The organism is Albidovulum marisflavi (assembly GCF_025751435.1).
Classification (GTDB): Bacteria; Pseudomonadota; Alphaproteobacteria; order Rhodobacterales; family Rhodobacteraceae; genus Albidovulum; species Albidovulum marisflavi.
Genome location: NZ_JAOWKY010000001.1, coordinates 1 through 19,838 on the forward strand (window position 1 = coordinate 1; position 19,838 = coordinate 19,838).

Genomic DNA, 19,838 nt, shown 5'->3' on the forward strand with positions numbered 1-19,838 from the left:
CCTCGGCGGCGGCGGCGGAAGCGGCCAAGCTTGACGGCGTGAAGAAGGTGCTCTGCGCCGAGGATCCGTCGCTCGGTCACCGCCTTGCGGAACCCACTGCGGCGCTGATCGTGTCGCTCGCGGGCGACTATTCGCACATCGTCGCGCCCGCGACGACGGACGCGAAGAACGTGCTGCCGCGCGTCGCCGCGCTTCTGGACGTGATGGTGATCTCGGATGTCTCGGGCGTCGTCGATGCCGACACGTTCGAGCGCCCGATCTACGCCGGCAACGCGATCCAGACGGTGAAATCCTCGGACGGCAAGAAGGTCGTCTCGATCCGCACCGCGACCTTCGATCCGGCGGGCCAGGGCGGCTCGGCTTCGGTCGAGACGATCTCGGCCGTCGCGAACCCCGGGCTGAGCGAGTGGGTCGAGGACAAGGTCGCGACCTCGGACCGTCCGGAACTGACCTCGGCCGGCATCGTCGTCTCCGGTGGCCGCGGCGTCGGCTCCCAGTCCGACTTCGCGCTGATCGAGAAGCTCGCCGACAAGCTCGGCGCCGCCGTGGGCGCGTCGCGCGCCGCCGTCGACTCGGGCTTCGCGCCGAACGACTGGCAGGTCGGCCAGACCGGCAAGGTCGTGGCGCCGCAGCTGTACGTGGCCGTCGGCATCTCGGGCGCGATCCAGCACCTGGCGGGCATGAAGGACAGCAAGGTCATCGTCGCCATCAACAAGGACGAAGAGGCCCCGATCTTCCAGGTCGCCGATTACGGCCTCGTCGCAGACCTCTTCACCGCCGTCCCGGAACTGACCGAAAAGCTGTGATCCGGCGGCGAAGCCGGACATGAAACCAAAAGGCCCGCCAATTGGCGGGCCTTTTTCTTGCAGCGCGCCGTCAGGCGGCTTGCCGTTGCCCAGCCAAGCGGGAAGGATGGCAAGGGCGCGCCAGAGCTGCGCGGCCGTCACGCCCGGGTTCATCATGTCTCATGTCTTCCCCCGCCACACACACCGCCTGCCACCCCGCGCGGTGCGCGGTCAGGGCTGCTACATCTTCGACGAAACCGGGAAGGCCTACCTGGATGCCTCGGGCGGTGCGGCGGTATCCTGCCTTGGTCACAGCGACCCGGACGTCATCGCAGCCGTGCAGAACCAGGTTGCGCAACTGGCCTTCGCGCACACCGGGTTCTTCACTTCGGGTCCCTCCGAGGATCTTGCCGACCTTCTGATCGCGAACGCGCCCGGTTCGCTTGATCGCGTCTACTTCGTCTCTGGCGGATCCGAGGCGGTGGAGGCCGCGATCAAGCTTGCGCGCCAGTATCATCTTGAACGCGGCGATCCGGGCCGGCGGCGGCTGATCGCGCGGCGGCAAAGCTATCACGGTAACACGCTTGGCGCGCTGGCCGCAGGCGGCAACCAATGGCGGCGGCAGCCATTCGAGCCGCTTCTGATCGAGGTCAGCCACATCGCGCCCTGCTACGAATACGTACTGCGCGAGGCGGGCGAAAGCGCCGAAGACTACGGCCTTCGCGCCGCACAGGAACTTGAGGATGAGATCCTGCGCCTTGGCCCCGGCAACGTCATGGCCTTCATCGCAGAGCCGGTCGGAGGGGCCACGATCGGCGCCGTTCCACCGGTACCCGGCTATTTTCGTCGGATCCGAGAGATCTGCGACCGCTACGGGGTCCTTCTGATCCTCGACGAAGTGATGTGCGGCATGGGGCGCACCGGCCACCTCTTCGCCTGTGAGGCAGAGGGCGTCGCGCCCGACATACTTTGCATCGCCAAGGGCCTGGGTGCCGGCTACCAGCCCATCGGCGCAATGCTTTGCAGCAAGGAAATCTACAGCGCGATCGAAGAGGGCAGCGGCTTCTTCCAGCACGGACACACCTACTTGGGCCACCCGGTTGCCACCGCCGCGGGGCTTGCCGTGCTGCGCAAGCTGCTGGACGCCGATCTGGCCGCGCGCTCGGCGCGGATGGGCGAAAGGCTGTCGCTCGCCCTGCGCGACACGTTCGGTCAGCACCCGCATGTGGGTGATATCCGGGGCCGCGGGCTTTTCATCGGCATGGAATTCGTCGCGGACAGAGAGCGCAAGTCACCCTTCGATCCTGCCTTGGGGATCGCGGCCCGGCTCAAGGCCGCCGCGTTCGATGCGGGGCTTGTCTGCTATCCGATGTCGGGCACGCGCGACGGCAAGCTTGGCGATCACGTGCTTCTGGCGCCGCCGTTCATCCTGGAGGATCGGCAGATCGAGGAGATCATCGACAAGCTCGCGCGGGCGATCGCCGCCGCTCTCGGCCAAGATGGCTGACAGTCGGCAGAGCCTATCTGGAAAGATCCAGCCAAAGCCGGATCAAGGCCGCTTCGGGGGTTTCTTCCCCACCATTTTCGCAGCCCGCGCGCCAGAGGGCCGCACCCGCAGCGTAGCTTCCCGGCAGCAGACCGCCCGACTCGCACTGGCTGACCGCACGGATTCGGCAACCGCGCGCGACCGCGGCGCGAAGCACCGACTCCAGTACGGGGTCGGACATGATCGTCCCTGCACCGAAGACGCGCAGCACGGCACCGTCCAGTTCGGCCAGCATTGCCGCTACGGCAGGGGCGGACAACCCAGGCGACAGCGTCAGTATTGCAAGCTGCCGGTCCTGAAAGCGCAGCGGCCGAAAGGGGACCGCGGGCTGAGACTGCTGGATGGACCGGAACGCGTCGGCTTGTTGCGAATGGTGCTTGACCAGACCGCCCGCGGGAAGGACGCGCCCCGCAAATGCGAGCCACACACCCGGCCTGCCGCCAAGCGCTATGTCCAGGGCAAGCGCTAGGTTCCCCTCGGCATCGCCGCCGGTGTTCAGCGGATGCATCGCGCCGCACAGAACGATCGGGACGCCAATGCCCGCCAAGGCTTGCGCCAGTGCAGCGCCGCTGAAGCTCATGGTATCGGTGCCGTGGGTCACGATCACACCCGCGCCCTCGAACGCCGCAACGGCGTCTATGATGATGTTCCAGTGCCGAGGTCCGATTTCGGCGCTGTCCACCAGGGGCTCAAAGGTGCGCACCTCGATCTCGGTGCCGTTCCGCTTGATCCGTTCCAGCGCGCCTTCGACGATCCCGGCCGCCGGCATCAGCCCGTCGGGGCCGGAAACCATACCGATCGTACCGCCGGTGTGAAGAACCAGAATCTTCGCCATCTCCCCTATCCCCAATGTTCCCGTTCAAGCTCTAGCAGAAGGCCAGGCGGAGCGACATGCTTGCGCAGAGCATTGGAACATTGAAGACGGGCAGTCAGAGAGAGGCCAATCCTTACGATCTGCACCGGGTCAACCTCGGATCATTCCGATGCTGCACTCAGGGAAGCCGTCGATGCGCGCTCACGCGGGTTCCCCGCCGAGGGCTTCCCAAAAGTCGGCCCTCAGGTTGTGGTGAGGAAATGGCTCGTCCGGCACATCGACCTCAAGGAAATCACAAAGCGGTTCCCAACCTTCCGCGACATCGAAGACGAGCACGCGGTCCGCGGGCAGTGCCTCTTGCACTTCCTTGGTCCTGCGACGATAGGCGGCCAGTCCGATCTCCTTGTCGTCAAGAACGCCCCCGAAAGTGACCTTTCCCGCCAGATCGTTCCACGCCGACAGGATGTCGCGAATGTGGGGCGGCAGCGGCAGATCCTGATACCTGGCCATCAGCTTGCCGATCGTCTTTTCGAAACTGACCCACCATTTTTCTTCGGGCCGCACTGTATGGACCACCTTTGCGTTGGGAAACGCGGTGGCCAATTCGCGCCAGACATGCGCGCCCGGCCAGTCCACCTGCGACTTGTACCCGTCGAATACGGCTTCCCAATCGACCGGATCTCCGGCTGCCAGCCTCTGCCAATGCACCACTTGCCCAGGGTCTACGACGATTTCGTGCATGTGGTGACAGCGCCCGTAACCCAGACGCTCCAGTGCCGCCTTGAGGGATTTTGTTCCTGTCCGTCCAAACCCTGAACCGATGACTTCAAGTGCCATGTCAGATTCTCCTCGCCCATCGGACAAGCATCAGCCCACGTTCAGCATATGTCTACAATGATCGCTCTATCGCCGGCGCAAGTCTTGCTCTGAAGTGCAGCTCAACCTGCCCGATCAGCCCGCACCTCGGACGAAAACGCCCCCGCAGAACTCTGCGGGGGCGCTTGCAAGCCGAAGGTGCAGTCAGGGCGATCAGTCCCGAAGCAGTTCGTTGATCCCGGTCTTCGAACGGGTCTGTGCGTCGACCTTCTTCACGATCACCGCGCAGTAAAGGTTTACGCCGCCCTTCGACGGCATCGACCCGGCAACCACCACTGAATAGGGCGGAACCTCGCCATACATCACTTCACCGGTCTCGCGGTCGACAATCTTGGTTGACTTGCCGATGAAGACGCCCATGCCAAGCACGGAGCCTTCGCGCACGATGCAGCCCTCGACAACTTCGGAGCGGGCCCCGATGAAGCAGTTGTCCTCGATGATCGTGGGGCCCGCTTGCATCGGTTCAAGCACGCCGCCGATCCCGACGCCACCGGACAGGTGGACGTTCTTGCCGATCTGGGCACAGGACCCGACGGTGGCCCAGGTGTCGACCATCGTGCCGCTGTCGACATAGGCGCCAAGGTTCACGAACGACGGCATCAGAACCACACCCGGCGCGACATAGGCCGAGCGGCGCACGATGCAGTTCGGGACGGCGCGAAAACCGGCCTGTTTCCATTCCTGGTCACCCCAGCCGGCAAACTTGGAATCCACCTTGTCCCACCAGGAACCGCCTTGCGGTCCGCCCGATTGCTGGGCCATGTCCTTCAGGCGGAAGCCCAGGAGAACGGCCTTCTTGGCCCATTGATTGACGTGCCAGGCTCCGTCCTCGCCCCGCTCGGCCACCCGCAGGCTGCCGGAGTCGAGCGCGGCCAGCGTCGCTTCGATGGCGTTGCGTGTCTCGCCCTTGGTCGCGGGCGTGATCGTGTCGCGGGCATCCCACGCGGCTTCAATGGCGGCTTCTAGCTGGGCGTTGGACATGGGCGGGCTCCCCTCTGGCGTATCGGTTGACTTGCGTATGGTCCATAAGGCGCATCGCCGTAGGGCGCAATGCGACTAGCTTTCAAGCGGATCCGGCGCGGTGTTGGCGCCGCAGACCAGAACCGCGACCCGTTCGCCCGGCAGAGGCCGGTAGGCGCCCGAAAGGACGGCCGCCAGCGCGGTCGCCCCGGCCGGTTCGACAAGCTGCCGGAGCCCGCGCCACAGCAGCCGCCGCGCATCGAGAATCGCGTCGTCCGGCACGAGAACGGAGGTCACGCCGACCCCGGCGGCAAGCCCGTAGCAATGCGTGCCGATCCGCCGCGCCCCAAGGGCGTTCGCTGCGACCCCGCCGACTTCGACCTCGGTTTCCGGACCATCGTACAGCGCGCGATGCAGCGTCGGCGCCAGCTCGGGCTCGACCGCCACGACCTTGCGCCTGCCTTGCAGCCAGCCAAGTGCGCCGCCGATCAACCCGCCGCCGCCGACAGCGATCAGGATAGTGTCTGCCTCAAGCCCCTGTTCTTCCCATTCCCGTATCAGGGTGCCCTGCCCGGCAAGCGTCGCAGGGGCGTCATAGGCATGGATCTGCATGGCCCCGGTCAGGTCCTGATGCGCGCGCGCCGCGTCCAGCGCGTTCTGATAGGCGCCGGGCACCACCGTCAGATTGGCCCCGGTCTCACGGATCAGCGCGATCTTCGATGGACCTGCGATTTCGGGAACGAAGATCTGCGCCGGATACCCAAGCCTGCGCGCGGCATGGGCCACGGCCGCCCCGTGGTTGCCCCCCGATGCCGCAACCACGCCCGCCGCCGGGACATCGTGGGACAAAAGCGTGTTGAAGGCGCCGCGCGCCTTGAAGCTTCCGGTGTGCTGCAACTGCTCAAGCTTCAACTCGACCTCGCGATCAAGTCCGAGGTCCACGGACAGGACGGGCGTTCGCCGGACATGGTCCCGGATGCGGGCGGCCGCCGCCTCGATTTCCTTGCGCCAATCCATTCGGCACGCTCCATTGCTGGCAAGACCAGGGTGAAAGCTATAGGGCTGTGAAGAAGACCGCACAAGGAACCAGCCATGACCGAAGATCCGCGCAGACATCCGTTCCGCCACAGTCATCAGGACGTGGAGGCCGCCGACCGCATTCCGGACACGCCGCAAACGCGCGCGCCCGCCTATCGGCTTGCCTTCACGGACAATGAATTCTTGTGCCGCGAGGAGCTGCGGCCAGTGCGTCTTCAGTTGGAGCTTCTGAAGCCGCAGATGATCATGGACGAACGCGGCATCCAGTCCACCATCGTGCTCATGGGGTCCGCGCGCATTCCGGCGAAAGGCATGGAAAAGGGCGGCGCGACCGATGCGCTTGCGGAGTGGTACGAGGTTGCCCGCGAACTTGCCCGCCTGATCACCCAGAAAAGCATGGAAAGCTACGGGCGCGAAAACGTGATCGTCACCGGCGGCGGGCCCGGCATCATGGAGGCCGGAAACCGTGGCGCGCACGAGGCTGGCGGACATTCGATCGGGCTGAACATCGTTCTGCCGCATGAGCAGGCGCCAAACAGCTATGTCACGCCGGACCTGTGCTTCAACTTCCACTACTTCGCGGTTCGCAAGATGCATTTCCTGATGCGCGCCCGGGCCATCTGCATCTTTCCCGGCGGCTTCGGAACGCTGGACGAGATGTTCGAATCCCTGACCCTGATCCAGACACGCCGGATGAAACGGGTGCCCTTCCTGCTGTTCGGCAGGGCCTTCTGGGAAAAGATCATCAACTGGCAGGCGCTGGCAGAGGCAGGCACGATCTCGGCCGAGGATCTTGAGCTGTTCAACTTTGTCGAAACGGCGGAAGAGGCGATGGACATCATCGGGAACTGGCCCTGACTCGGCGCCCCAGGCCTCAGCCCAGCGTTTCGCGCAGCCAGCCGGCGGCGTAGTCCGCCCGCGACACCTGCGCGAAGCGCGCCATGCGGTCAAGTTCGGCTTCAAGCCGGGCGCGGCGGCCCGCGCCCATCGAAACGCCCGGTTCGGGCCAGAAGGCCCGGACCGCCAGCCTGTCCGCCTGCCGGTCGGCCTTCATGTCGATGCGCCCGATGATGCGGTCACCCTCAAGCACGGGGAAGACGTAGTAGCCATACTTGCGCTTCGCCTCGGGCACGAAAACTTCGATCCGGTAGTGGAAGCCGAACAGGCGCTCTGCCCGGTTCCTGTCCCGCAGCGCGGGGTCAAAGGGGCTCAGGATGCGGATGCGCCCCGGCGGTTCGGGCACCTCCGCCCCGTCGACCACGTCGGACCGTGCGAACGATCTGCGGACCTGCCCCCCGGCGCATTCGATGCCCACCTCGATGATACTGCCACGCTTGACCGCAGCCGCGCACCAATCCTTCGCCTCGTCCGGTGTGACCTTCGCGAAGAAGGCCGCGATTTCGCCCGACGTGGCAAAACCCAACCTGTCAAGCGCGGCATTGCAGGCCCAGTCGATGGTCTGCGACTGCGAGGGCGCGTGGCACAGGTATTCGTCCGGTATGACCCGTTCGGTCAGGTCGTAGATCTTGCGGAACGCGTCGCGCCGGACCACCGAAAGCCTGCCGACCCGCCAAAGGTATTCCAGCGCGATCTTGGATGGGTTCCAGTCCCACCATCCGCCGGAACTGCGCGCCTCTGACTCTCCGACTTCCGAGGTCGAAACGGGGCCGTTTTCCGCGACATGCGCCAGAACTTCATCGAACCTGGCGTCGAATCCCTGGCCATGCCACTTGGCCCAGCGTTCGCGCAGGCGCGTCTCGTCCCGCCCGAACCGCAGGCGCCAGTGCGGGAAGAACGACGAGGGTATGATCGAGGCGTCGTGCGTCCAGTGTTCGAACAGCTTGCGGTCCTGATCGTGCAGGCGGGATAGGTGTTCGGGCCGGTAGGCCTGCCGCCGCGCGAACAGGATCATGTGATGGGCGCGTTCGACCGTGTTGATGCTGTCGACCTGGACGAAGCCAAGCCGTTCGATCAGCGCAAGCAGATCATCGCCCTTGGCCGTGCCAACCGGCCGCTCGGCCAGCGCGTGGCGGTCGAGGAACAGGCGGCGCGCCGCCCGGTTGGTCAGGATCGGAAGGTTCCGGGACATGACCCAAGCGTTAGCAGCCGCGGCGCGCGGGTCAACCGTCGCGCGCGCGGACGCCCGGATTGATGCCCGGATTAATCACGGGGCTTCACGCCGATCTCACGCGCAGCCTATTGGCTGGACGTCTGCATCCCGGTTTCCGCCTCGATCTGCGCCCGGCTCTTGCGGGCGCGCTCGGTCGCGGACTTGAGCTGGCCGCAGGCCGCCATGATGTCCTCGCCCCTGGGCGTGCGGATCGGAGAGGCATAGCCGGCCTTGTAGATGATGTCGGCAAAGGCCTCGATCCGTTCCCAGTCGGAACGCTGATAGGGGCTGCCGGGCCATTCGTTGAAGGGAATGAGGTTGATCTTGGCCGGGATTCCGCGGATCAGCTTCACAAGCCGCTTGGCGTCCTCGTCACTGTCGTTCACGCCCTTCAGCATCACGTATTCGAAGGTGATGCGTTCGGAGTTCGACAGCCGCGGATATTCGCGCAGCGCGCCCAGAAGCGTCTCGATGTTCCAGCGCTTGTTGATCGGGACCAGCCTGTCGCGGACATCGTCGGTCGTGGCATGGAAGCTGACCGCCAGAAGGCAGCCGATTTCCTGGGCGGTCTTGGCAATCTCGGGCACGACCCCGCTGGTCGACAGCGTGATCCGCCGACGCGACAGCGTCAGCCCCTCGCCGTCCATCACGATCTTCATCGCGTCGCGGACATTGTCGAAATTGTAGAGCGGCTCGCCCATGCCCATCAGCACGACGTTGGACACCAGCCGCGTCTCGTTCTTGGGGTCGCCCGGCTTGGGCCATTCGCCCAGATCGTCGCGCGCCACCAGCACCTGGCCGACGATTTCCCCGGCGGTCAGGTTGCGGACCAGTTTCTGCGTGCCGGTATGACAGAACGAACAGGTCAGCGTGCAGCCGACCTGGCTGGAAATGCACAGCGTGCCGCGGTTTTCCTCGGGGATGTAGACGGTCTCGACCTCATGCCCGCCCGCGATGCGCAGCAGGTACTTGCGCGTCCCGTCCGCCGAGATCTGGCGCGTCACCACCTCGGGCAGCGCGATCTCGAACTTGTCGGCCAGCATGGCGCGATAGTCCTTGGCAAGGTTGGTCATCCCCGCGAAGTCGCGCACGCCCCAGTGGTAAATCCATTGCCAGATCTGACCGACCCGCATCTTCGCCTGCTTTTCCGGCGTGCCGGCGGCGATCAGGGCGTCGCGCAACTGATCGCGCGTCAGGCCGACAAGGTTGACGCGGCCGCCTTCGGGCAGCTTGCGGGCGATGGTCACGACGTCCTGCGTGACGGGGGCTGTGGCTTCGTTCATGGGCGTTCCCGGGATCCAAGGTCCGCCCTTATATGGGATTCGCGGGCAAAACGGAACAGTGCCCGTCTTGACCCGCCATTCACCCCCCCGTCATGTAGGGCATCAGCACGACTTCGCTGTCCGGTTCGATCCTCGTGAACCACGCCTCGCGGTAGATCTTGCCGTCCAGCGCAAGCGACACGCCGCGCTTGATCTGCGGCTCAAGGCCCGGATAGCGGGCGGCGAGTTCGTCCAGAAGCTCCTTGAACGTCCTCGCCTCCACTTCCACCTCTGCCTGCCCATCGGCCGCCGAACGTAGCGTGCCCCAAAGCAGGACCTTGACCATCGCTCAGCCCTTTTCCGCCAGAGCCTTCTGAAGCTTGGGCGGCGACATCGGCAGTTCGGTCATCCGCACGCCCACCGCACGCGACACAGCGTTCGCGATGGCGGCCAGCGGCGGCACGATCCCGGTCTCGCCGACACCGCGCACGCCGTAGGGGTGACCCGGATTGGGAATCTCCAGGATCACCGTGTCAATCATCGGCAGGTCCGATGCGACCGGGATGCGATAGTCGAGGAAGCCGGGGTTCTGCAGCTTGCCGTCGGCGCCGTAGATGTATTCCTCGTTCAGCGCCCAGCCGATGCCCTGCACGGCGCCGCCCTGCATCTGCCCCTCGACGTAAGAGGGATGCACGGCCTTGCCCGCGTCCTGGAACACGGTGTAGCGCAGCACCTTCGTGGCGCCCGTCTCCGGGTCGACCTCGATGTCGCACAGGTGGACGCCAAAGCTGACGCCCGCGCCATCGGCATTGACCTCGTGGTGGCCGCAGATCGGGCCGCCGGTTTCGGCGGACACGGCCGCAATCTCGGCCAGCGTCATCGGCGGGAACTTCCCGGCGTTGGGCCCAGCAGGTACCGCGGCGCCGTCGACCCATTCCACCGCGTCCTCGTCGATGCCCCAGATCTTTGCCGCGCGCGAACACATCTTCTTGATCGCGTCACGGGCGGCCTTGATGGTGGCAAGACCCACCGCGAAGGTCACGCGGCTGCCGTCGGTTACATCGTTGTAGCCCAGGGAGGACGTGTCCGCCACGATGGTGCGGATCTTGTCGTAGGGGATGCCCAGTTCCTCGGCCGCCATGAGGCTGATCGAGGCGCGGGATCCGCCGATGTCGGGGTTACCCTCGGTCACGCCCACGGTGCCGTCCGTGTTCACCGACAAGCTGACGCAGGTGTTGCCGCCGAAGTTGAACCAGAAACCGCAGGACAGACCACGTCCCTGGTTCGGCCCCAGCGGCGCCGCGTAGTGCGGGTGCGCCTTCGCGGCCTCCAGCGTCGCCTTCAGGCCGATCTGGTCGAAGGTCGGGCCGTAGGAGGACTTCGTGCCCTTGTCGGCCGCGTTCTTCAGCCGAACTTCCAGCGGATCAAGACCGAAATGCTGGCAAAGCTCGTCGACCACGCTCTCGACCGCATAGATCGACAGCGGCGCTCCCGGCGCGCGGTAGGCGCTTTCCTTGGGACGGTTGGTCATGACGTTCCAGCCCAGCGACCGGACCGCATCAAGGTCATAGGCTGCAAAGGCTGCCTGGGCGCCGAAGTCGACCGTCCCGCAGTGGAAGGCGCCGCCCGAATAGCGCAGACGCGCCTGCGCGGCGGTGATCCGCCCGTCCTTCGTCATCCCGATCTTGATATCCATCGAGGAGGACACGGTCGGCCCCGTGGCCCGGAAGACCTCGTCCCGCGTCAGGACAAGCTTGACCGGACGGCCGGCCTTCCTCGAAAGCGCAAGCGCGACGGGCTCCATGTAGACCATGGTCTTGCCGCCGAACCCGCCGCCGATCTCGGAGGCGGTGACGCGCAGCTGGCTGGCCTCCATGCCCAGGATCGCGGAACAAAGGGTGCGGTAGAAGAACTGCCCCTGCGTGCAGACCCAGAGGTCGGCCTTGCCGTCCGCGGTTACCGACGCCAGGCAGGCGTTGGGCTCGATATAGCCCTGATGGGTCGCGGCGGTCTTGAAGCTGCGCTCAATCACGTGATCGGCCTTGGCGAACCCGGCCTCAAGGTCGCCGTGGCCGAACTCGCAGTGGTGAGTCACGTTTTCGGACATGCCCGCGGGAACGTTCTCGAACGCCCGGCCCGCCTGGACGACCGGGGCGCCGGGCTTCATCGCCTCGTCCAGATCGGTCACATGCGGCAGAACCTCGTAGTCCACCTTGATCAGTTTCAGCGCTGCCTTGGCGGCGGCAATGCTCGTGGCGGCAACCGCGGCGACGGCGTGACCGTCATAAAGCGCCTTTTCCCGCGCCATGCAGTGGTCCTGCACATCCAGCAGGAAGGCGTCCTCGGGCACACCGAAGTCGGCCGAGGTCACGACCGCCTTGACGCCCGGCAGCGCCTCGGCCGCTGAGGTGTCGATCGACCGGATCCGGGCGTGCGCGTGGGGGCTGCGCAGCACCTTGGCGTGCAGCATCCCTGGCGCGGTGACGTCCGCCCCATACATGGCGCGGCCCGTGACCTTGTCCACCCCGTCGGGACGGTTGGGCCGGGTCCCGACCTGCTTGAACTCGCGTTTCTGATATGCGTCCAGCGCCATCTCAAGCCCCCCTCATTTCTGCCGCGGCCACCTGAACGGCGCGGATGATCTTGTCATAGCCGGTGCAGCGGCAAAGATTGCCGGCCAGCCAGTAGCGCAATTCCTCTTCCGTCGGATCGGGGTTCTTTTCCAGCAGCGCCTTGGCCGCGACCAGGATGCCCGGTGTGCAGATGCCGCACTGAAGGGCCGCATGTTCGATGAAGGCGCGCTGAAGCGGATGCAGCGTATCGCCGTCCGCCATGCCCTCGATCGTTGATATCTCGGCGTCCTGCGCCTCGGCCCCGAGGACGAGGCAGGAACAGACAAGCCGACCGTTCACGGTGACCGAGCAGGCGCCGCAGTCGCCGGTGCCGCAGCCTTCCTTGGCGCCGGTCAGGCTCAGCCGGTTGCGCAGCACGTCCAGAAGGGTTTCATCCGGGGTACAGATGAACTCGACCGGATCGCCGTTGATTGTCGTGGAAACCTGAATCGTCTTCATGCTTTCGCTCCCGCGCGGTCATAGGCGATGCGGGCGGCGCGCTTGGCCAGCACACCAGCCGTCCGCGTGCGGAATTCGACCGTGCCGCGCTTGTCATCGATGGGTTTGCAGATCGCTTCGCAGGCGGTGGCCATACGAGCAAGCGTTTCGTCGTCAAGCCGGGTGCCGGTGATCACCTTCGCGGCTTCCTCGGCCAGAAGGATCGTCGGGGCCACGGCCCCAAGCGCCACGCGCGCGCTTTCGACGGTGCCGTCCGAGCCAAGGACCAGGCTGACACCGGCAGAGGCGACCGCGATGTCCATTTCGGTCCGGGGAATGAAACGCAGGTAGGCATCGGACGCGCGGTCCGGACGGCCGGGCAGAAAGATCGAGGTCACGATCTCCCCCTTCGCCAGCGTCGTCCGGCCAGGGCCTGCGGGAATCTCCAGGATCGGCACGTCGCGGGTCCCGTTGGGGCCCTGGACGCGCACCGTCGCACCCGCTGCGACCAGCGACGGCACGGCGTCGCCCGCGGGCGATGCGTTGCATAGGTTCCCCGCCATGGTGGCGCGGCCCTGGACTTGCGTGGAGCCGATCAGGTTGAAGCCCTCGACCACGCCCGGCCACATGGCGCAGACGCCCGCATGTTCCCCGAGTTCCGCGCCGGACACTGCGGCACCCACCCGGAAGCCTCCGGCTTCTGGCGTGATGTCCCGCATGCCAGGTATCCGCTTGATGTCCACGACAAGGTCGGGTTCGACCATGCCGGACTTGAGCTGGACCAGAAGGTCGGTGCCCCCGGCCAGAACGCGCGCCATGCCGGAATGACCGGCAAGAAGCGCTACGGCTTCGTCCGCCGTTTTCGCCGCAACGTATTGCATCAGATCGTTCTCTTCCTGTTGGTCCCGGTGTCCCGTCGCACAGTGCGGGCGCCGCGAAGGGTCGCTCCTGGGCACAATGGCAAGAGCCGGGAAGCTCTGCCCGGCCACGTTAGAGCGGGCGGCAAATCGCGTCAACGCGCTCGAAAGGTCTCATCGCGCGGCGGGGAACTGGCGAACCTCAATCCCTTCGGCGACCAGGTTTTCACGAACCGAGCGCGCGATCCGGACCGCTGTCGCGCCATCGCCGTGCAGGCAGATCGTGTCGATGCGCGTGGGAATATGCTTGCCGCTTTCGGTGATGATCGCGCCGGCAGCGACCATTTTCGCAATGCGCGGGCCGGCGAGATCGGGATCGTGGATCACCGCCCCCGGCAGGCTGCGGTCAACCAGCGTCGCATCGTCGTTGTAGGCACGGTCGGCAAAGATCTCACCCGCCCAATTGCAGCCCAGTTCGCGCACGGCCTGCTGCTGCGCGGTGGCGGCCAGCACCATCACGATGATGTCCGGCGCGATGTCGAGCGCAGCTTCGTAGCAGGCACGCGCCATCGCCACGTCCTCGGCCGCCATGTTGGCCATGGCGCCGTGCAGCTTGAGGTGCCGGACCTGCCCGCCTGCCGCCCGCGCCATCGCGATCGCCGCGCCAAGCTGGTAGCGCACCAGGTTTCCAAGCGTTTGCTTGGGCAATTGCATCCGCCGTCGTCCGAAACCCTGAAGATCGGGAAACCCCGGATGTGCGCCGATCCCCACGCCCTTGTCGACCGCAAGGCGCATGGTCGCCGCCATTACGTCCGGATCACCCGCATGAAAGCCGCAAGCGATATTGGCCGAGGTGACGATATCAAGAAGCGCCCCGTCCTCGCCCATTTTCCAGGGGCCGAAGCTTTCGCCCATGTCGGCATTCAGGTCGACGGATCGTGTCATCGAAAGGGCTCCTCAGGTGTCGTGGGCTGAAATCATGCCGTCGATCAGACGATAGGACAGAAGGTCGGGCATGTCGCGCGGATCGCGGACCGCGTGGCGCGGACGGCGCGGCAGGTCGCGCAGCATGGTACGATGGCGGCGTTCGGCCTCCAGCGCCTCTTCGAAGCTGACGAAGCGGAAGCGGAGCAGAGCCCCCGGTCCAGCCTGTGCGACTGCGGGAAGGTCGGCCGGGATCACCGTCCCGATCCGCGGGTAGCCGCCCGTGGTCTGGCATTCCGGCAAAAGCACGAAGGGCGTGCCGTCGCCGGTTACCTGGATGTCGCCGGGCACGATGACCTCGGACAGGATCGAAAGCTGGCGGTCGGCCGCAAAGCCCTCGCCCTCCATGGTCAGACGCACGCCCATCCGGTTGGCTCGGACATCGCGGGTGAAGTCCGTCGCCTCGAATCGGGCGCGTTCGGAGGCGGTGAAAAGCGCCGATTGGGCGCTTTCGACGATGCGGATGGCGCCCCCCGAAAAGCGGTCGTCGACGCCCAGGACCAGCCCCGGCTCCGTCCGCGCATCCGGGCCAAGCGGCAGGCGATCGCCCGCCTGCACGAGACCGCCGATCCCCGCCACGAGATGCGCCGCACGAGACCCCAGGATGGGTTGGGTCGCTATTCCTCCGCCCAGGTGAAGATAACCGTAGGTCCCCTTTTCACAACCGCCGACGGTCAGCGTCTGGCCCGGCGCGATCACATGAGAAGCGTTCCACGGCAAACTCTTGCCGTCGATGTCGGCCCGCATCGGGGCACCGGTCAAGGCAATGCGCGTGGTGTCCGACACCGTGAACGCGCCGCCATGACCTGCCATCTCGAGTGCCGCCAGATCGACGGACTGGCCCAGCAGCGCAGCCCCCTCGGCAAGGGCGACGGAATCGGCCGCGCCGCCACGGGACAGGCCCTCCATCAACATGCCCAGGCGGCCACCGTCCTGCACCGTCATCGCAGGCCCCGCGCGGGTGACGACCAGATGCCTCATGCGATCGTCTCCACCGTGGCCCCGCCGTCGCCGGATGTATCGGCGGCGCGGATTTGATCGAACTCGTCCCGCCCGATCGCGGGAAAGATCAGCTCGTCCCCGGGCCGAAGCGGGAAGGGGGTCTCGCTTTGCGGGCGAAAGGCGCGAAACGCGGTCTGGCCAATGTGCCGCCAGCCTGTCGGCGTGGGCGCGGAAAACAGCACGAACTGACGAATCGCGACGACCAGCGCCCCTTCGGGCACGCGCCGGGTCAGCGCGACCTGCCGCGGAAGGTCCCAGGCCGGGGGAAGCTCGCCCAGGTAGGGCTGGCCCGGCGCGAAGCCGATGGTCAGCACCCGGACGGTCGTCCGCGACAGCTCGGCCACCGCCGCGTCGGCGGTCATGCCAGCCGCTTCCGCCGCCTCCTCGAGCTGGGGCGCCAGATCGGTGCCATACACGGTTGGAATGCGCCACCGCCGCCGGTTCGCGGGAAGCGGGGCAGAGTACCAGTCGCGCGTCCCCAGAAGCGCCGCGATCCGTTCGCGTAGATCGCCGGGGGCGACGGCGAGCGGGTCGAACCGCAGGAACACGGACGCCAGCGAGGTCGAGGTTTCCTCGACCCCCGGCAAGCCTTCGCGTTCCACAGCGGCGCGAAACGCAAGCGCAGCGCGGTTCGCCGGTTCGGACAGCTGATCGGCGAAACTGACCAGAAGCCCGGTCAGGCCAAGCGTCCGGATCGCCGGAAATCCGCCTTGTGCCGCCGTCATTGCCCTCTCCGTAAGCCCTGCACAAGACATAGCAGCCGGCGGGTCAGAGTAAACCCGGCGCGATTAGTGGGCCGTTAGGGCTTTGCCGCTAGCGTCGATGCCGGGTGAAGGAAAGGAAATGGTGGTATGGCAGGGCGGAACGATGCCGCGCCGGTCATCATCAAGCGCAAGAAGATCGTCGGAGGCGAGGGGCACCATGGCGGGGCGTGGAAGGTCGCCTACGCCGACTTCGTTACTGCCATGATGGCCTTCTTCATGCTGATGTGGCTATTGAACGCGACGACGGAAAAGCAGCGCAAGGGAATTGCGGATTATTTCAGCCCGACGATTCCGCTAAGCCGGATATCCGGCGGCGGCGACGGATCCTTTGGCGGCGAAAGCGTCTTTTCCGAGGATCAGATCGCCCAGAACGGAACCGGCGCGTCCAGCCTCAAGCCTTCGGATGAGCGGCAAGCGCTAGGCCAGACCGGCACCGAGGCGAATGAGGACGATGCGGGATCGTTCGCCGAACGCGCGCAGATGATCGAAGAGGCGCTGATGGGCCATGGCAGTGAAAGCGCTGTCATGGACAACCTTCTAAGGCACATCCAGACGCGCCTGACGGACGAAGGGCTTGTCGTGGAGTTGTCGGACCTTGAGGGCGAGCCGCTTTTCGAGGGTCGCACGGACCAACCGACGCCAACCGCAACGGCCTTGGTCGCCGTGGTGGCAGAGGTGTTCGGCCTTGTGGACAATCCGGTCGCGGTCAACGGGCACGTCGCGGCCCAGCCCGAAGTGCTGATCGAGGACCCCTCGTGGGAGCTTTCCGCGAGCCGGGCCATGCGGGCCCGGCTTTCGCTGGAAGCGGCCGGATTGGCCGGAAACCGCGTTCTGAGGGTGACGGGCCATGCCGACCGCAAGCGGGCCTATCGCAACCCCATGGCGATCCGCAACAACCGGATCGAGCTGATTCTCATTCGCTCGGACGTGTGAAAACAGGGGAATATCGGCCGTTAGGCGGAATTTAAGCATCGCGCGCCAGTCTGACCGCGATCAGGACGCAGCAGCAGAAAGGCGGCATCATGTCCATTTCGTCCTCGCTCAACGCCGGGGTGGCCGGGCTTAGCGCAAACGCCACCCGGCTTGCGACGATTTCCGACAACATCGCAAATTCGGGCACCTACGGCTACAAGCGCGCGACCGCCGACTTTGAAAGTTTCGTGATCCAGCAGGCGCCTGGGTCAGGCACCTATTCGGCCGGGGGGGTCCGCGCGACGACCGCCCGGCTGGTCGAGGAGCAGGGGGCGCTGGTGTCCACCTCGAATGCACTGGACCTTGCGGTGGCGGGGCGCGGGATGCTGCCCGTGACGGCCTCGGTCACGCTGGGCTCGGTCATGGGGGACCAGCCGCTGATGATGACCACGACCGGCGCCTTCCGCGCCGACGCGGACGGAATCCTGCGCACCGAATCCGGACTTGTCCTTCTGGGATGGCCGGCGAATGCGGACGGGACGATTCCGGTCCTTCCGCGCGACACCATGGCCGGTCTTCAACCCGTGGTGATCAATGCGAACCAGACCGCGGGCGACCCCACGACACAGATGAATCTTGGCGTCAACCTGCCCACGACCGAAACCGAGGCCGGGGCGGGCGGCGCTCCGCTTCCCCTGTCGGTCGAATACTTCGGCAATCTCGGCACATCAGAGACGCTCGACATCACCTTCACGCCTGATGTTTCCGGTTCAGGCATGTCGAACACCTGGACAATGGAGATCCGAGATTCCGCCCAGGGAGGGGCGATGATCGGTCAATACACGCTGGTCTTCGACGATACGCGCGGCAACGGCGGCACGCTGGCCTCGGTCACGACTTTGGCAGGCGGCGCCTACGACGGTGCGACCGGTACGCTTGACCTGACGGTTGCAGGCGGACCGATGACGGTGACCATCGGCAAACTGGGCGACCCGAATGGTCTGACGCAGCTATCGGACAGCTTCGCTCCGACGTCGATCACCAAGGACGGCTCGCCCGTCGGCAACCTGACCGCCGTCGAGGTTGATGAAAACGGGTACATCACCGCGACCTATGACACCGGCTTCACCCGCCGCATCTACCAGATTCCCGTTGTCGGCGTGCCCAACCCCAATGGGCTGATCGCGCTTAACAACCAGACCTACCAGATCTCTCCCAAGTCTGGGTCTTTCTTCCTGTGGAACGCGGGTGATGGCCCGACGGGTGCGATCGTTGGCTACGCGCGCGAAGGATCGACCACCGACGTTGCCGCGGAACTTACCGCGCTGATCCAGACACAACGCGCCTATTCTTCGAACGCGAAGGTGATCCAGACCGTCGATGACATGCTGCAGGAAACCACGAACATCAAGCGCTGACGACCATGAGCATCTCATCAGCTCTGTCGAACGCCCTGAGTGGCTTGACGGCGGCCTCGCGCCGGGCGGACGTGCTGTCAGCCAATGTCGCGAACGCGCTGACACCGGGCTACGGCCGCCGCGAAGTTCGACTTTCGGCACTTTCTCTGGGCGGAAACGGTGCGGGGGTGCGCGTAGAGGGCATTACGCGCACCGTCAACACGACGTTAATTGGTGATCGCAGGTTGGCCGACGCCGACGCATCCAGCGCGGAGGTTCGCGCGCAGACCTTGAAAAGGATCGAGGATGCAATCGGCGACCCCACGGAACCCCATTCCCTTTCCGCGCGAATCGATGACCTTGAACGGGCGCTGGTGCTTGCCGCAGGTCGACCGGACAGCGAGGCCCGGCTGCAGTCCGTCGCAGGTAGCGCGGGCGCGCTTGCCTCGACGCTGCAGGATCTGACGCGCGAGATGCAGGACATCCGGATGGACGCCGATCAGGAGATCGCCCGGCAAGTCGACCTGCTGAACACGACGCTTCGACAGATCGACACGCTCAATGCGAACATCCTTGCGCAACGCGGCGCCGGCAGGGATTCGGCCGCGCTGATGGATCAGCGTCAGGTCCTTGTGGATCGCCTCGCCGCGATCGTTCCCCTTCGCGAAGTCGCGCGGGACCACGACCAGATCGCGCTATTCACGACGGGCGGCGCGATGCTTCTGGATGGCAACCCTGCCGAGATCGGCTTTTCTTCCGTGGGCGTCATAACCCCGGACATGAGGCTTCAGTCCGGGGCGCTATCCGGCCTCACGATCAATGGCATGGCAATCGCATCGGACGAGACGGGGCCGTTGCGGGGCGGCAGTCTCGCTGCCTTCTTTAGCGTACGCGACCAGATCACGACGGACGCGCAGGCGCAGATTGACTCGCTTGCCCGCGACCTTATCGACCGTTTTTCCGATCCGGGCACCGATCCCACATTGACGCCCGGATCGGTCGGACTGTTCACGGATCACGGCGGGCCCGTCGTCATTGCGAACCAGGCAGGGCTTGCCGGACGGATCAGCCTGAACGGCGCTGTGGATCCCGCGAGGGGCGGCGCGCTTTGGCGTATTCGGGACGGTATTGGCTCCACGGCGCCGGGCCCCTCGGGCGATTCAACACGTCTTCAGGCGTTGACCGAGGTGATGGGCCAGGCGCGTATCCCTGCCGGCGGAAGCGCAACGGGTGTGGCCCGCTCGGCCTCGGACCTCGCATCCGATGTGCTTTCGCGGATCTCAGGTGCACGGCTCGCGGCCGAGTCCTCGGGCGCCCACGCCGCGGCGCGGCAGTCGGCTCTTGTCGATCTTGAACTTGCGGACGGCGTGGACACGGATGCAGAGATGCAGACCTTGCTTCTGGTAGAGCAGGCATTTGCCGCCAATGCGCGCGTGATTCAGACCCTTGACGACTTGATCCAGCAACTGATCGGGCTATGA

Annotated in this window: 19 protein-coding genes; 6 read left to right on the forward strand and 13 right to left on the reverse strand. The window is 65.8% G+C overall.

Translation table 11 applies throughout. The features are described 5' to 3' along the window. Positions 1-806, forward strand: an 806-nt coding sequence (locus OEW28_RS00005) for an electron transfer flavoprotein subunit alpha/FixB family protein (protein ID WP_263732679.1), incomplete at its 5' end; no start/stop codon positions are given. 154 nt (positions 807-960) lie between these two features. After that, positions 961-2,292, forward strand: coding sequence for an aspartate aminotransferase family protein (locus OEW28_RS00010; RefSeq protein ID WP_263734330.1), 1,332 nt, complete (start codon positions 961-963; stop codon positions 2,290-2,292). 13 nt (positions 2,293-2,305) lie between these two features. Here OEW28_RS00010 and OEW28_RS00015 read toward each other — a convergent pair whose 3' ends face one another. The 4 genes from OEW28_RS00015 to OEW28_RS00030 all read right to left on the reverse strand — a co-directional run bounded on the left by OEW28_RS00015 (position 2,306) and on the right by OEW28_RS00030 (position 5,998). Continuing rightward, positions 2,306-3,166: an asparaginase gene (locus OEW28_RS00015; RefSeq protein ID WP_263732680.1), complete on the reverse strand. Its 861-nt coding sequence runs from the start codon at positions 3,164-3,166 to the stop codon at positions 2,306-2,308. 180 nt (positions 3,167-3,346) lie between these two features. Continuing rightward, positions 3,347-3,982 (reverse strand): sulfotransferase family protein, encoded by a 636-nt coding sequence (locus OEW28_RS00020; protein WP_263732681.1) that lies wholly within the window; start codon positions 3,980-3,982, stop codon positions 3,347-3,349. 192 nt (positions 3,983-4,174) lie between these two features. Then, positions 4,175-5,002, reverse strand: a complete 828-nt coding sequence (gene dapD, locus OEW28_RS00025; RefSeq protein ID WP_263732682.1) for a 2,3,4,5-tetrahydropyridine-2,6-dicarboxylate N-succinyltransferase — start codon at positions 5,000-5,002, stop codon at positions 4,175-4,177. 75 nt (positions 5,003-5,077) lie between these two features. Beyond that, positions 5,078-5,998: a threonine/serine dehydratase gene (locus OEW28_RS00030; RefSeq protein WP_263732683.1), complete on the reverse strand. Its 921-nt coding sequence runs from the start codon at positions 5,996-5,998 to the stop codon at positions 5,078-5,080. A 75-nt stretch (positions 5,999-6,073) separates the two neighbouring features. Between OEW28_RS00030 and OEW28_RS00035 the strand changes: the two genes are divergently transcribed. Then, a complete protein-coding gene (locus OEW28_RS00035) occupies positions 6,074-6,877 on the forward strand; it encodes an LOG family protein (RefSeq protein WP_263732684.1) in 804 nt (267 codons plus the stop codon). Between the two features lie 16 nt (positions 6,878-6,893). Here OEW28_RS00035 and OEW28_RS00040 read toward each other — a convergent pair whose 3' ends face one another. From OEW28_RS00040 to OEW28_RS00080, 9 genes are all read right to left on the reverse strand, one after another. Then, positions 6,894-8,108 carry a winged helix-turn-helix domain-containing protein gene (locus tag OEW28_RS00040; RefSeq protein WP_263732685.1) on the reverse strand — a complete coding sequence of 405 codons (1,215 nt, stop codon included), beginning with the start codon at positions 8,106-8,108 and terminating at the stop codon, positions 6,894-6,896. A 107-nt stretch (positions 8,109-8,215) separates the two neighbouring features. Next, positions 8,216-9,412 (reverse strand): dual-specificity RNA methyltransferase RlmN, encoded by a 1,197-nt coding sequence (gene rlmN, locus OEW28_RS00045; protein ID WP_263732686.1) that lies wholly within the window; start codon positions 9,410-9,412, stop codon positions 8,216-8,218. A 79-nt stretch (positions 9,413-9,491) separates the two neighbouring features. Further along, on the reverse strand, positions 9,492-9,737 hold the full coding sequence (locus OEW28_RS00050; protein ID WP_263732687.1) for a MoaD/ThiS family protein: 246 nt from the start codon (positions 9,735-9,737) through the stop codon (positions 9,492-9,494). A gap of 3 nt (positions 9,738-9,740) precedes the next feature. After that, positions 9,741-11,984 (reverse strand): xanthine dehydrogenase family protein molybdopterin-binding subunit, encoded by a 2,244-nt coding sequence (locus tag OEW28_RS00055; protein WP_263732688.1) that lies wholly within the window; start codon positions 11,982-11,984, stop codon positions 9,741-9,743. Between the two features lies 1 nt (position 11,985). Further along, positions 11,986-12,462: a (2Fe-2S)-binding protein gene (locus OEW28_RS00060; protein ID WP_263732689.1), complete on the reverse strand. Its 477-nt coding sequence runs from the start codon at positions 12,460-12,462 to the stop codon at positions 11,986-11,988. Next, complete coding sequence (locus OEW28_RS00065; protein WP_263732690.1) at positions 12,459-13,322, reverse strand: FAD binding domain-containing protein; 864 nt, start codon at positions 13,320-13,322, stop codon at positions 12,459-12,461. The genes OEW28_RS00060 and OEW28_RS00065 overlap by 4 nt, the downstream gene beginning before the upstream one ends. Positions 13,323-13,472: 150 nt before the next feature. After that, positions 13,473-14,243 (reverse strand): LamB/YcsF family protein, encoded by a 771-nt coding sequence (locus OEW28_RS00070; RefSeq protein WP_263732691.1) that lies wholly within the window; start codon positions 14,241-14,243, stop codon positions 13,473-13,475. A 12-nt stretch (positions 14,244-14,255) separates the two neighbouring features. Further along, positions 14,256-15,263, reverse strand: coding sequence for a 5-oxoprolinase subunit C family protein (locus tag OEW28_RS00075; protein ID WP_263732692.1), 1,008 nt, complete (start codon positions 15,261-15,263; stop codon positions 14,256-14,258). Next, entirely contained in the window at positions 15,260-16,009 is a 750-nt protein-coding gene (locus OEW28_RS00080) for a 5-oxoprolinase subunit B family protein (RefSeq protein WP_263732693.1), read from the reverse strand. The genes OEW28_RS00075 and OEW28_RS00080 overlap by 4 nt, the downstream gene beginning before the upstream one ends. Positions 16,010-16,135: 126 nt before the next feature. Between OEW28_RS00080 and OEW28_RS00085 the strand changes: the two genes are divergently transcribed. From OEW28_RS00085 to flgK, 3 genes are all read left to right on the forward strand, one after another. Next, the gene (locus OEW28_RS00085; RefSeq protein ID WP_263732694.1) at positions 16,136-16,981 is read left to right on the forward strand and encodes a flagellar motor protein MotB; all 846 of its coding nucleotides are present in this window, start codon (positions 16,136-16,138) and stop codon (positions 16,979-16,981) included. Between the two features lie 89 nt (positions 16,982-17,070). Then, positions 17,071-18,378 (forward strand): flagellar hook protein FlgE, encoded by a 1,308-nt coding sequence (locus OEW28_RS00090; protein ID WP_263732695.1) that lies wholly within the window; start codon positions 17,071-17,073, stop codon positions 18,376-18,378. A gap of 5 nt (positions 18,379-18,383) precedes the next feature. Continuing rightward, entirely contained in the window at positions 18,384-19,838 is a 1,455-nt protein-coding gene (flgK, locus tag OEW28_RS00095; protein ID WP_263732696.1) for a flagellar hook-associated protein FlgK, read from the forward strand.